Annotated in this window: 7 protein-coding genes and 1 pseudogene; 2 read left to right on the plus strand and 6 right to left on the minus strand. The window is 71.1% G+C overall.

Annotated elements, in window-relative coordinates; translation table 11 throughout:
- Positions 1–17: 17 nt before the first annotated feature.
- The 3 genes and pseudogenes from ABD705_RS14420 to ABD705_RS14430 form a co-directional block, all read right to left on the minus strand.
- Positions 18–953, minus strand: a complete 936-nt coding sequence (locus ABD705_RS14420) for a hypothetical protein (RefSeq protein WP_344784803.1) — start codon at positions 951–953, stop codon at positions 18–20.
- A gap of 489 nt (positions 954–1,442) precedes the next feature.
- Complete coding sequence (locus ABD705_RS14425; RefSeq protein WP_344784805.1) at positions 1,443–2,780, minus strand: class II 3-deoxy-7-phosphoheptulonate synthase; 1,338 nt, start codon at positions 2,778–2,780, stop codon at positions 1,443–1,445.
- 262 nt (positions 2,781–3,042) lie between these two features.
- Positions 3,043–3,714 (minus strand): annotated as a pseudogene (locus ABD705_RS14430) (lysophospholipid acyltransferase family protein); the annotation flags it as partial.
- A 129-nt stretch (positions 3,715–3,843) separates the two neighbouring features.
- On the opposite strand from ABD705_RS14430, the gene ABD705_RS14435 reads away from it, so the two are divergent.
- Complete coding sequence (locus ABD705_RS14435) at positions 3,844–5,676, plus strand: AMP-dependent synthetase/ligase (RefSeq protein ID WP_344784807.1); 1,833 nt, start codon at positions 3,844–3,846, stop codon at positions 5,674–5,676.
- 375 nt (positions 5,677–6,051) lie between these two features.
- On the opposite strand, the gene def is transcribed toward ABD705_RS14435, so the two are convergent.
- Genes def through ABD705_RS14450 form a run of 3 tightly spaced genes read right to left on the minus strand, consistent with a single transcriptional unit; the run spans position 6,052 to position 12,108 of the window.
- Positions 6,052–6,543 (minus strand): peptide deformylase, encoded by a 492-nt coding sequence (gene def / locus ABD705_RS14440; RefSeq protein WP_344784809.1) that lies wholly within the window; start codon positions 6,541–6,543, stop codon positions 6,052–6,054.
- A gap of 4 nt (positions 6,544–6,547) precedes the next feature.
- Positions 6,548–8,650 (minus strand): nucleotide-binding protein, encoded by a 2,103-nt coding sequence (locus ABD705_RS14445; RefSeq protein WP_344784811.1) that lies wholly within the window; start codon positions 8,648–8,650, stop codon positions 6,548–6,550.
- Positions 8,651–8,700: 50 nt separating this feature from the next.
- The gene (locus ABD705_RS14450; protein ID WP_344784813.1) at positions 8,701–12,108 is read right to left on the minus strand and encodes a pyruvate carboxylase; all 3,408 of its coding nucleotides are present in this window, start codon (positions 12,106–12,108) and stop codon (positions 8,701–8,703) included.
- Positions 12,109–12,203: 95 nt separating this feature from the next.
- On the opposite strand from ABD705_RS14450, the gene ABD705_RS14455 reads away from it, so the two are divergent.
- The gene (locus ABD705_RS14455; RefSeq protein ID WP_344784815.1) at positions 12,204–13,013 is read left to right on the plus strand and encodes a ParA family protein; all 810 of its coding nucleotides are present in this window, start codon (positions 12,204–12,206) and stop codon (positions 13,011–13,013) included.
- Positions 13,014–13,241 lie beyond the last annotated feature (228 nt).

The following is a 13,241-nucleotide window of genomic DNA, read 5'->3' on the forward strand; positions in this document are numbered from 1 at the left end:
TGCACCCCACCCGCCTTTCACCTCGTCCTGTGCAGCGCCCGGCGCACGCGCTGCGCGAGCGCGGGCATCCCCTCCGGTGCGACATCGTCGGCACCGACGAGCATCACGTGGTACCCGGCATCCTGAAACAGCTGCACGCGCGTCAGATCCCTGCGCCACACCGACTTGTCGACGCGGTGCACGTCGCCGAGGTATTCCAGCAGCACCCGCTCGTCGAGGTAGCCGAGGTCGGGGTGCCGCACACCGGCGGCGGTCAGGATCGCGGGCTGCACGACCGGCTCGGGCAGCCGCGCGGCGACCAGGCCCACCCGCAGCAGCGTCTCGCGCGGAGAGTCGACCGGACTGCGCAGCCGCGGCAGCGCCCAGCGCAGTTTCACGGCACCGCGACGCGACCCGTACCGCTGCGCTGCCGCCTCGAGCTCGGCGAGCGTGGCCAGAGGCTTGTCCCGGCCATGCTTGGTGCGCAGTCCGGAGATCAGGAAGTCCCCGATCGCGACGAGCCACTCGCGGCTGACCTCTCCCCCGCGTTCCGCGGTCATGGCGGCGAGCATCACCCAGGTGTCCGCCGGCGACGTCACCGGCAGGCCGTGTTCGATGCGCCCGAATGCGGCGGGCACGGCGCGCGTCCAGCCGACCACGCCCGGACGCCGCACCGCGGTCGCACCGCTGACGAGCACATGCACGTCGTCGGTCAGCTCCGTCGGCAGCGGGATGCCCCACAATCGCGCCGCGGTCGCGCCGCAGAACTCTGCCGCGCGCGGCAGCACCACGCGCAGATCGGTGCAGCGGTCGATGATGCCGCCGTCGATCCGGCCATCCGTGCCGATCACCCGCAGGCCGTGGAACGGCCGCAACGCCTCAGGCCGCCGCATCCGCGCGTCGGTGAGGCCGGCCGCGCGCCCTTCTGCCACGGTGAAGGCGACCCCGTCCATCCAGTAGGGCAGTGATTCCATCCCTCGATGATGGATGCTGCCGCGCGCTGAAATCCGATATCCACAGGCATTCGCCCAGCCGCCCCTGGTCCAGGCGCCTGTGGAGGAGCCGATGCGGCGGTGCCGGAGCCGCCGAGAACGCGCAAACGGCGCACCATGAGCGGGACCCGCGCAGTTCGCGCATTCTCGACCACGGTCGGGGTGGGACGGCCGGCCCCGGCGCAGAACCACAGCCCCCCTAGCCCCGCCCACGAGCACGCCGACCCAAATCCCGCCGACCCAAACCCCGCCGAGAACGCGCAAACGGCGCACCATGAGCGGGATCCGCGCAGTTCGCGCATTCTGGACGTGATTATGGATGACTTAAGCGGTTCAGACCGCCCACCGATCCACCCGGCTGGTCCAACCCGGCCGGCCCACCCGTCGACCCCCGCCGCCGCCCGACCCAGCCGCCAGGCCGCACCCCAGCCCGCCGCGCCCCGCCCCGCCGGGCCGCGCCCCGCCGGGGCCCTACAGCTTCTCGAGCTCCTGGGCGACCAGGAACGCCAGTTCCAGGCTCTGCATGTGGTTCAGGCGCGGGTCGCACAGCGACTCGTAGCGGGTGGCGAGGGTGTCCTCGTCGATGTGCTCCGACCCGCCCAGGCACTCGGTGACGTCGTCGCCGGTGAGCTCCACGTGGATGCCGCCCGGGTACGTGCCGACCTCGCGATGCGCGTCGAAGAACCCGCGCACCTCGTCGATCACGTCATCGAACCGGCGCGTCTTGTAGCCGGTGGGCGTGGTGATCCCGTTGCCGTGCATGGGGTCGGTGACCCACAGCGGCGTGGCACCGGCATCCTTCACCGCGGCCAGCAGCGGCGGCAGTGCGTCGCGGATGCGGCCCGCACCCATCCGGGTGATGAAGGTCAGCCGGCCGGGCTCGCGGTCCGGATCGAGCTTGTCGATCAGCGCCAGCGCGGCATCGGGCGACGTGGTCGGGCCGAGCTTGACGCCGATGGGATTGCGGATGCGCGAGAAGTAGTCCACGTGCGCGCCGTCCAGATCGCGGGTGCGCTCCCCGATCCACAGGAAGTGCGCCGACGTGTTGTACGGCGTGTCGGTGCGCGAGTCGATGCGCGTCATCGGTCGCTCGTAGTCCATCAGCAGACCCTCGTGCCCGGTGTAGAACTCGACCCGGCGCAGCTCCTCGAAGTCGGCGCCGGCGGCCTGCATGAACTTGATCGCCCGATCGATCTCGGCGGCCAGGTGCTCGTACCGCTGGTTGGCGGGGTTCTTCGCGAAGCCCTGGTTCCAGCTGTGCACCTCGCGCAGGTCGGCGAAGCCACCCTGCGTGAACGCGCGAATCAGGTTCAGGGTCGCGGATGCCGTGTGGTAGCCGCGCAGCAGCCGCTGCGGGTCGGGGCTGCGGGATCCCTCGGTGAAGTCGTAGCCGTTGACGATGTCGCCGCGGTAGGCCGGCAGCGTCACGTCGCCGCGGGTCTCGGTGTCGGACGAGCGCGGCTTGGCGAACTGCCCGGCCATCCGGCCCATCTTGATCACCGGCACGGAGGCGCCGTAGGTGAGCACGACCGCCATCTGCAGCACGGTCTTGATGCGGTTGCGGATCTTGTCGGCCGTGGCGCCCGCGAACGTCTCGGCGCAGTCACCGCCCTGCAGCAGGAAGGCCTTGCCGGCCGCGGCCCGGCCGAGCTTCTCGCGCAGCTGGTCCACCTCGCCGGCGAACACCAGCGGCGGCATCGCGGCGATCTCGGCCGATGCGGCCGTCGCCTCGTCTGCGTCACGCCACTGCGGCTGCTGTTTGATGGGAAGAGTGCGCCAATGATCCAGGGCGTCGAGCTGCTGCAGCATCGACTCAGTCTATCGGGGTCACGGGATGCCCCGACCCGGATGACGGCTTCCCCGACCCGGACGCCCGTCCTTCCGACCCGGATGGCGACCCAGGCGCCGCCCGATCCGCGCGCGCCGCACCGGACGCCGGCCGCGCCGTTGCGGACGCCGGCCGCGCCGAACCGGATGCCGCGCGCGCCGTTGCAGATGCCGCGCGCGCCGCCGAGGACGCCGCGTGCCCCGCCCCCGCATGCTCCGATCCAGACCGCCCGGCACCGCCCGGCATCCGATCCTTCACCGTCGAGGCGTAGACATCCTCGTACTCCTGCTCCCCCAGCCGCTGCAGCGCGATCATGATCTCGTCGACCACCGAGCGCAGGATGTACCGGTCGTTCTCCATACCGGCATACCGTGAGAAGTCCAGCGGCTCGCCGATCACGATGCCCGGGCGCACCAGGCGCGGCAGCCGGCGGCCGATCGGCATCATCGCATCGGTGTCGACCATCACGACCGGCACGACCGGCACGCGCGCCTCCAGCGCCATCCGGGCGATGCCGGTGCGCCCGCGGTAGAGCTTGCCGTCGGGGCTGCGCGTGCCCTCCGGGTAGATGCCCAGCAGCTCGCCGCGGCCGAGCACCTGCAGTCCGGTGTTCAGAGACGCCTCGGATGCCTTGCCCCCGGAGCGGTCGATCGGCAGCTGGCCGGTGGCCTTCATGAACATCCGGGTGGCCCAGCCCTTCAGACCGCGACCGGTAAAGTAGTCGCTCTTTGCCAGGAACGCCATCGGCCGATCGATCAGCAGCGGCAGGAAGATCGAGTCGGCGAACGACAGGTGGTTGCTGGCGAGGATGGCGGCTCCGGTGGCCGGCACGTTGCTGCGGCCCACCACCCACGGGCGGAAGATCCCCTTGAGCACGGGCCCGATCACGACGTACTTCATCAGCCAGTAGAACATCGACGCTTCTCCCTCCCGCGCACCGCTGAAGTCTACCCAGGTGCGCCCGGCGCCCGCGCTGGCGCCACACGGCCCCGACTAGACTCGGAGGCACAGCAACCCGAATCGGTACCGAAGGAGATGCCGGACATGGTCCCCGTCGATAGTGAAGTCCCCGCAATCGTTCCCGCCGACCCCCAGGCCAACATCACCGACCTGCTCGAGAAGCGGGTGCAGGCCACTCCGCAGCTCGCGCTGTTCGCGGTGCCCGACGGCGACGGCTGGCGCGACATCACCGCCGCCGAGTTCCACCGCCAGGTCGTCGAACTGGCCAAGGGGTTCGTCGCCGCCGGCATCGAGCCCGGCGAGAAGGTCGGGTTCATCGCCAGCACCACCTATGAGTGGACGCTCGTCGACTTCGCGCTGTTCTACGCCGGCGCCGTCATGGTGCCGATCTATGAGACCAGCTCGGCCGCGCAGATCCAGTGGAATCTGTCGGATGCCGGTGCCATCGCCTGCATGACCGAGTCGGCCGAGCACTCCGCGCGTCTGGCCGAGGCACAGACCGACCTGCCGCTGATTCGCACCGTCTGGCACATGCACGAAGGCGCGCTGGACGCGCTGCGCACGCAGGGTGCGGACGTGGCCGACGAAGAGATCGAGCGTCGCCGCAACCTCGCCGTCGGCGCCGACATCGCGACCCTGATCTACACGGCCGGCACCACTGGCCGGCCCAAGGGCTGCGTGCTCACGCACAGCAACTTCGTCGAGCTGGCCCGCAACTCCGCGCGTTCGCTGCACGAAGTGGTCGAGATGCCCGGGGCATCCACTCTGCTGTTCATCACCACCGCGCACGTGTTCGCGAGGTTCATCACGATTCTCGACATACACGCGGGCGTGAAAACCGGCCACCAGCCCGACACGAAGCATCTGCTGCCGGCGCTCGGCTCGTTCAAGCCGACGTTCCTGCTGGCCGTGCCGCGCGTGTTCGAGAAGGTCTACAACTCCGCCGAGCAGAAGGCGGAGTCCGGCGGCAAGGGCAGGATCTTCCGCGCGGCTGCGGCGACGGCGGTCGAACGCTCCCGGCTGCGGCAGCAGCGCACGAAGGTGCCGTTCCTGCTCGGGCTGAAGTTCCGACTGTTCGACAAGCTCGTCTACGGCAAGCTGCGCGAGGCGATGGGCGGCCACGTCGTCTATGCGATCTCGGGATCGGCGCCGCTGGGCGACCGGCTCGGGCACTTCTTCGCAAGCCTGGGCATCACGGTGCTGGAGGGCTACGGCCTGACCGAGACCACCGCGCCGGCGACGGTGAATCAGCCGCGCAAAGTCAAGATCGGCACGGTCGGGCCGGTGCTGCCCGGTGTCGGCGTGCGCGTGGCCGATGACGGCGAGGTGCAGGTGCGCGGCATCAACGTCTTCAAGGAGTACTGGCGCAACCCCGAGGCGACCGCGGCCGCGTTCGAGGACGGCTGGTTCCGCACCGGCGACATCGGCGCGTTCGACGATGACGGGTTCCTGACGATCACCGGCCGCAAGAAGGAGATCATCGTCACCGCGGGCGGTAAGAACGTCGCCCCGGCCGCGCTGGAGGATCCGATCCGCGCCAACCCGGTGATCGGCCAGGTCGTCGCGGTCGGCGACCAGCGCCCGTTCATCGCCGCGCTGGTCACGCTCGACTCCGAGATGCTGCCGACGTGGCTGGGCAACAACGGCCTGCCCCAGGACATGTCGCTGGCGGATGCTGCAGCCAACCCGCAGGTGCGCGCCGAGGTGCAGCGCGCCATCGATGCGGCCAACAAGGCGGTCTCGCGGGCCGAGTCGATCCGCAAGTTCACGATCCTGCCGACCGAGTGGACCGAGGCCAGCGGCCACCTGACGCCGAAGATGAGCATCAAGCGCAACGTGATCCTGAAGGACTTCGCCGCCGACATCGACGAGATCTACAACGTGCCGGCCGAGACCACCGGGCTGTCGCTGAAGTAGTCCGCCCCGCCGGCATCCGCCCCGCCGGCATCCGCCCCGCCGGCATCCGCCCCGCCGGCATCCGCCCCGCCGGACACTCCGTCTGCGTGCGGGCGCGGCATCCCGCCCGCGCGCCGCACCCCGCCACGACCTGGCATCCGGCACAGACCGGGTCCGGCGTCGGGCGACGGCCGATATCAGGTCGAGAATGCGCAAACTGCGCGGGGCCGGCCTGTGGCGCGCAGTATGCGCGTTCTCGGCGGCACCCCGGCCATGGCCACGGCAGCCGATCCGCGGGTGGTCGGGTCCCGAACGGGTCCGCCCGGCCCGCGTCCCGACCGGGTCTGCCCGGCCCGGGTCCCGAACGGGTCGCCTGCCGAGCTCAGCCCGACGCGGTCAGAACCACGAGGACTCGCGGATCTCGCGCATCGCGATCCGCCGGGCCGCGGGGTCCAGCCGGTGGATGTACAGCATCCCGTCCAGGTGGTCGGTCTCGTGCTGCAGCGCCTGGGCGATCAGGCCGTCACCCGAGACGACGATCTCGTTGCCGTCGACGTCGATGCCGGTGACGGTGGCGTGCGGGTAGCGCATGACCTCGTGCCACAGACCGGGCACCGACAGGCATCCCTCGCTCACCGGCTCCGGCTCGCCGGAGGTCTCGGTCAGCTCCGGGTTGAGCACGTAGCCGATGTCGCCGTCGATGTTATAGCTGAACGCGCGCAGCGCCACGCCGATCTGCGGGGCGGCGACACCGGCGCGGCCGGGCAGCTCGACAGTGTCGACCAGGTCACGCACGAGCGCGCGCACGCCGTCATCGATCTCAGTGATGGGTGCGCTGACGGCACGGAGTACGGGGTCGCCGAACAGGCGGATCTGCCGAACCGACATCGGGCTAGGCGGCGGCGGCCGTGTCGGGGTGCAGCCCCTCCACCATCGTGACGGCCAGCTCGCGGGCGGCCTGACGGGTGGCCGGCCGCAGGTCGTGGAACGTGATGGCGCTGCCGGTGGCGATCATCGGGTCGTACGGCATCCGCACCACGGCGCGCACGCGCGTCGCAAAGTGCGCGGCGAGCTCGCTCTCGCGCACCAGCGGGGTGCCCGGGCGGGCGCTGTTGAGCACGACGACGGCGCTGCGCACCTGGTCGGCGTAGCCGTTGGTCTCCAGCCACGTCAGCGTCTCGGACGCCAGCCGTGCCTCGTCGATGCTCAGGCCCGAGACGATCACGAGCTGGTCGGCGCGGCCTAGCGTGGCCTCCATCACGGAATGCACGATGCCGGTGCCGGTGTCGGTGAGCACGATCGAGTAGTAGTGCGCGGCGATCTCGGCGACCTGGTCGTAGTCCCGGTCGCTGAAGGCCTCCGACACCCGCGGATCGGAATCGGATGCCAGGACGTCCAGCCGGGTCTCGTCCCGGGCCACGATCGTCGACACGTCGTTGTAGCCGAGCACTTCGTCCTTCATCCGCACCAGGTCGCGCACGGTCTTGCCGCTGGGCCGGGCGATCCGCTCGGCCAGGGTGCCGCGGTCGGGGTTGGCATCGATCGCGATGATGCGGTCGTCGCGGGCATCGGCCAGGGCCATGCCCAGCAGCGCCGTGATCGTGGTCTTGCCCACGCCGCCCTTGCGCGAGAGCACCGGCACGAACCGCGCTCCCCCGGCCAGCGGCGCGCCGATCCGGCGGGTGAGCCGCTTGCGCTCGCGAGCGCGCTTGCCGTCGCCGAGGTTTATGCGCCCGCCCGAGATCGAATAGACGAAGTGCTGCCAGCCGCCCTCGGGCTCGGCCCCGCCGACGCGACCCGGCTCGAGCAGCCGGTCCGCGGTGAGCAGGTCGGAGCTCTCTTCGCCGCCGGTGACCTCCTCCAGACGCTTCGCCGTCAGCGACAGCTCCGGATGCAGAGTGCGCACGTGCTCCAACTGGTGTGCACGGGCGCGGCGCGACGCTTGCTCGCGGTTGTTGTCCATGGCTGCCTCCATCACGGCGGACTCGACGGGTGCGGAACCGACCAGATGCGGCCGGAGGATCGCCGGTGCATGCGGCGCGGAGGCGTCAACGGACGACGCGGTGGCTGCGGAGAACGCCTCGACGTCATCGGCGAACGGGTCGTCGGCGAATGCCTCTTCGGCGAACGCGTCCTCGGCCAGGGCGCTGTCGGTGAACGGGTCGTCGCTGCGCGGCTCGGCGCCGTCGCCGCCGGAGGCGGGGCTGTCGACGGCGGGGCCGTCGATGGATGCCTCCGGCGCGGCACGCTCGGCGTCGAATGGCTCGTCCGCGATCGGCTCGACGTCGAACGTCTCGGGCTCGATGGCAAATGGTTCGGGTACATCCGTCTCGGGCTCGATGAGCTCTGCCTCGAACTCCGGCTCCGCGTCGAAGTCGGGCTCGGCGCCGGCCGCGCCGCCGAACGCGGTCTCCGCCTCGAACCCGGGCTCGACCTCCGCCTCGAACGCGGGCTCGGCGCCGGCATCGGACTCGGACTCGGCCCCCACCTCGATGCCGGAGTCAGGCTCGCCGTCGAACGCGGCCGCCGCCTCGAACGCGGGCTCGGCCTCGGCCTCGAGCTCCGGTGCGGCGTCGGACTCAGGCGCCACGTCCGACGCGGGCGCCGCCCCGAACTCGGGCGCCACGCCCGACTCGGGCGCCGCCCCGAACGCGGGTCCCGCCTCGCCCCGAGCCTCGGCGTCGAACTCCGCCTCGGCGTCGAACTCGCGCTCGGCCTCGAACTCCGGCCCAGCATCCAACTCCGCCCCAGCATCCACCCCAGCGGTCTCGTCCGGCGCGTTCACAGCCCCGAAGTCGACCTCGTCGCCGACGATGTCGTCGTCGGGCAGGTCGTCCTCGTCGGACGCGGGCATCGTCACGCTCAGCTGCGCGGTCACGCCACCGAGAAATCCGAGCGCTGCGGTGTCGGTGCTGGTCGTCGCCGACAGCACGCCGGTTTGTGTGTCCGGCTCCCCGGCATCGTGCGGGCTCAGGTCGGGGTGATCAGACGTCAAGGCGGGACTCTCCAGGGCAGGGCGGACTCGGGTGAGCCCACCGACCCAGGTTACTGCCCCGGGTGGATGACGACCAAAAGGTCTCCCGCTTCGACCTGGGCTGTTTCGGGCAGCACGACCCGTTCGATGACTCCGCCGACGGGGGCGGCGATGCCCGCCTCCATCTTCATCGCCTCGATCGATGCGACCGGCTGGCCGGCCTCGACGACATCGCCCTCGGCGACCTTGACGGTCACTGCGCCCGAGAACGGAGCGGCCACCTGGCCCGGCTTGGACGTGTCGGCCTTCTCGGCCTGCCGCGCCTCGACCGCGATCCTGCGATCGCGCACGAACACCGGTCGCAGCTGGCCGTTCAGGGTCGTCATCACCGACCGCATGCCCTTGTCGTCGGCCTCGCCGATGGCCTCGAGTCCGACGTACAGCTGCACGCCGCGCTCGAGCTGCACGACGTGCTCGACGCCCGGGGTGAGGCCGTACAGGTAGTCGGCGGTGTCGAGCATGCTCAGGTCGCCGAACTGCTCGCGCTGCTCGCGATAGGTGCGGGTCGGAGCCGGGAAGAGCAGCTCGTTGAGCATGTGGCGTCGGTCTCCGGATGTCCCGGCCAGCGCCTGCTGCTGCTCGGCGGTGATCGGCGTGACGCCGCCGCGCACCTCGCGGCCGGCCAGCACCTTCGTGCGGAACGGCTCGGGCCACCCGCCGGGCAGATCGCCCAGCTCGCCGGCCATGAACGCCACGACCGACTCCGGCACGTCGTAGCGCTCGGGGTGCTCTTGGAAGTCGGCCGGATCGGCCTTGACGGCAGCCAGATGCAGCGCCAGATCGCCGACGACCTTCGAGGACGGCGTGACCTTCGGCACCCGGCCGAGGATCGCGTCGGCCGCGGCATACATGTCCTCGATGAGCTCGAAGTCATCGCGCAGGCCCAGTGCGATCGCCTGCTGGCGCAGGTTCGACAGCTGCCCACCGGGGATCTCGTGGTGGTACACGCGGCCGGTGGGACCGGGCAGGCCCGACTCGAACGGGTGGTACAGGCGGCGCACCGCCTCCCAGTACGGCTCCAGATCCGAGACCGCCTCCAGGCTCAGCCCGGTGTCGCGCTCGGTGTGCGCGAGCGCTGCCACGAGCGCCGACAGCGACGGCTGGCTGGTCGTGCCCGACATGGGTGCGGCGGCCGCGTCGACGGCATCCGCCCCCGCCGTGCTGGCGGCGACCAGCGTCGCGAGCTGCCCGCCGGCGGTGTCGTGCGTGTGCACGTGCACCGGCAGGTCGAACCGCTCCCGCAGGGCCGTGACGAGCCGCGCCGCCGCAGCCGGACGCAGCAGCCCGGCCATGTCCTTGATCGCGAGGATGTGCGCGCCGCTGGCGACGATCTGCTCGGCCACGCGCAGGTAGTAGTCCAGCGTGTACAGGTCTTCGGCCGGGTTCATCAGGTCGCCGGTGTAGCACAGCGCGACCTCGGCGATCGTGCTGCCGGTGGCCAGCACCGCGTCGATGGCCGGGCGCATCTGGTCGACGTCGTTGAGGGCGTCGAAGATGCGGAAGATGTCGATGCCGCTCGCGGCGGCCTCGTGCACGAACGCGTCCGTGACCTCGGTCGGGTACGGCGTGTAGCCGACCGTGTTGCGCCCGCGCAGCAGCATCTGGATGGCGATGTTCGGCATCGCCTGGCGCAGCGTGTCCAGCCGCTGCCACGGGTCCTCGCCGAGGAAGCGCAGCGCGACGTCATAGGTCGCCCCGCCCCACGCCTCGACGCTGAGCAGCTGCGGCTCCAGCCGTGCGACATACGGCGCGACCCGCGCCAGGTCGCGGGTGCGCACCCGGGTGGCCAGCAGCGACTGGTGCGCGTCGCGGAAGGTGGTCTCGGTCACCGCCAGGGCGGTGCGCGCCCGCAGGTCGGCGGCGAAGCCGGCCGGACCGAGCTTGAGCAGCCGCTGCCGCGAGCCGTCGGGCGCCGGCACGGTCAGATCGATCGTCGGCAGCTTGGCGGCGGGGGCGACGGTGGCCGGGTTCACACCGTGCGGCTTGTTGACGGTGGTGTCCACGAGCCAGTTCAGGATCTTCGTGCCGCGGTCCTTCGAGACCCGCCCGGTCAGCAGCTGCGGCCGCTCGTCGATGAACGACGTCGACAGGTCGCCGGCGAGGAAGTCGGGGTCGTCGAGCACCGCCTTCAGGAACGGGATGTTGGTGGCCACACCCCGGATGCGGAACTCGGCCAGTGCCCGGCGGGCGCGGATGACGGCGGCCGGGAAGTCGCGGCCGCGGCAGATGAGCTTGGCCAGCATCGAGTCGAAGTGCGGGCTGATCTGGGATCCTGCCGCGGTGGTACCGCCGTCCAGGCGGATGCCGGCGCCGCCGGGCGAGCGGTAGGTCGTGATCTTGCCGGTGTCGGGGCGGAAGTTCTGCGCCGGGTCCTCGGTCGTGATGCGGCACTGCAGCGCCGCGCCGCGCAGCCGGATGTCGTCCTGGTGCAGGCCCAGGTCGTCCAGGGTCGCGCCGGCGGCGATGCGCATCTGCGACTGCACCAGGTCGACGTCGGTGACCTCTTCGGTGACGGTGTGCTCGACCTGGATGCGCGGGTTCATCTCGATGAACACGACCTCGCCGGTGCGCGGTCCGGATGTCTCGAGCAAAAACTCCACGGTGCCGGCGTTCTGGTACTGGATCGACTTCGCGAACGCGACGGCATAGCCGTGCAGCGCATGCCGGATGTCGTCGTCCAGGTTCGGCGCCGGAGCGATCTCGACGACCTTCTGGTGGCGGCGCTGCACCGAGCAGTCGCGCTCGAACAGGTGCACGACCTCGCCGGCGCCGTCGGCGAGCACCTGCACCTCGATGTGGCGCGGGCGCAGCACGGCCTGCTCGAGGAACATCCGCGGGTCACCGAACGCGCTGTCGGCCTCGCGCATCGCCTCGGCGATGGCCGGGGCCAGGTCGCCCTTGGTGTCGACCCGCCGCATGCCGCGGCCGCCGCCGCCGGCGACGGCCTTGGCGAACAGCGGGAAGCCGATGTCGTCGGCCTGCGCCAGCAGCTCGTCCACGTCATCGGATGCCTCGGTGGAGCGCAGCACCGGAACACCGGCCTCGACGGCGTGATGCTTGGCCTCGACCTTGTTGCCGGCCATTTCGAGCGCATGCGCCGACGGGCCGATGAACGCGATGCCGTTGGCGGCCGCCCGCTCGGCCAGCTCGGGGTTCTCGGACAGGAAGCCGTAGCCCGGGTAGATGGCATCCGCCCCCGAGGCCAGGGCGACTCGGATGATCTCGGCGACATCGAGGTAGGCCCGCACCGGGTGGCCCGGTTCGCCGATCTGGTACGCCTCGTCGGCCTTCAGCCGGTGCAGTGAGTGCCGGTCTTCATAGGGGTAGACCGCGACCGTGCGCGCTCCCAGCTCATATGCTGCGCGAAAGGCACGGATGGCAATCTCGCCGCGGTTGGCGACCAGGATCTTTCCGAACATGCAGACCCCCGAATGAGCGACGTCGACCCGTCTTGCGACCGGCGTCTGAGTGGCTGAGTGTGCTATCAGCCTAGGGGACGGTAACGTGGTGCCTTGTGCACGTCCTTTCCGTCAGCTCACTCAAGGGCGGCGTCGGCAAGACGACCGTGACCCTGGGCCTCGCATCCGCTGCGTTCGCCCGAGGCGTCAAAACGCTCGTCGTCGACCTCGACCCGCAGTCCGACGTGTCGACCGGGATGGATATCCAGGTCGCGGGGCGGCTGAACATCGCCGACGTCCTGGCCACCCCGAAGGAGAAGGTCGTCCGTCAGGCGATCACCTCCAGCGGCTGGGCGAAGGTGCACCCGGGCACGATCGACGTGCTGATCGGCAGCCCGTCGGCGATCAATTTCGACGGCCCGCACCCGAGCGTGCGCGACGTGTGGAAGCTCGAAGAGGCCCTCGCCGCCGTCGAGTCCGACTACGACCTGGTGCTGGTGGACTGCGCGCCGTCGCTGAACGCGCTGACCCGCACCGCCTGGGCCGCCAGCGACCGGGTGATCGTGGTCACCGAGCCGGGACTGTTCTCGGTCGCGGCCGCCGACCGCGCGCTGCGCGCGATCGAAGAGATCCGCCGCGGGCTCTCACCGCGCCTGCAGCCGCTGGGCATCGTCGTGAACCGGGTGCGCCCGCAGTCGATCGAGCACCAGTTCCGCATCAAGGAGCTGCGCGACATGTTCGGCCCGCTGGTGCTGTCGCCGCAGCTGCCCGAGCGCACGTCGCTGCAGCAGGCGCAGGGCGCCGCCAAGCCGCTGCACATCTGGCCCGGCGACTCCGCGCAGGAGCTCGCCGCCGACTTCGACGCGCTGCTGGACCGCGTCATGCGCGCCGGCCGCATCCCCACCCCGGGTTCCGTCACCGTCTGAACGGTGGATGCCGGCGTGCGGCCGGTGTGCAGCCGAGGCGCCGCTCCCGTTGTGGTCCGCCGGGACGCCGCATCCATTCGCGCTGCGGGTCCGCCGGGGCGCGGCATCCCCGCGCGACGGCCCGCCGGGCCGCCGCATCCACTCGCGCTATCGAACGTCGCACCCGCGCACGTCTTTTCCATGCGCGCGCGCAAGAAAGATGCGCGCGATCGCGCCGGCGCGCGGCGA

This window comes from Microbacterium kribbense, from assembly GCF_039537285.1.
GTDB classification, from domain to species: domain Bacteria; phylum Actinomycetota; class Actinomycetes; order Actinomycetales; family Microbacteriaceae; genus Microbacterium; species Microbacterium kribbense.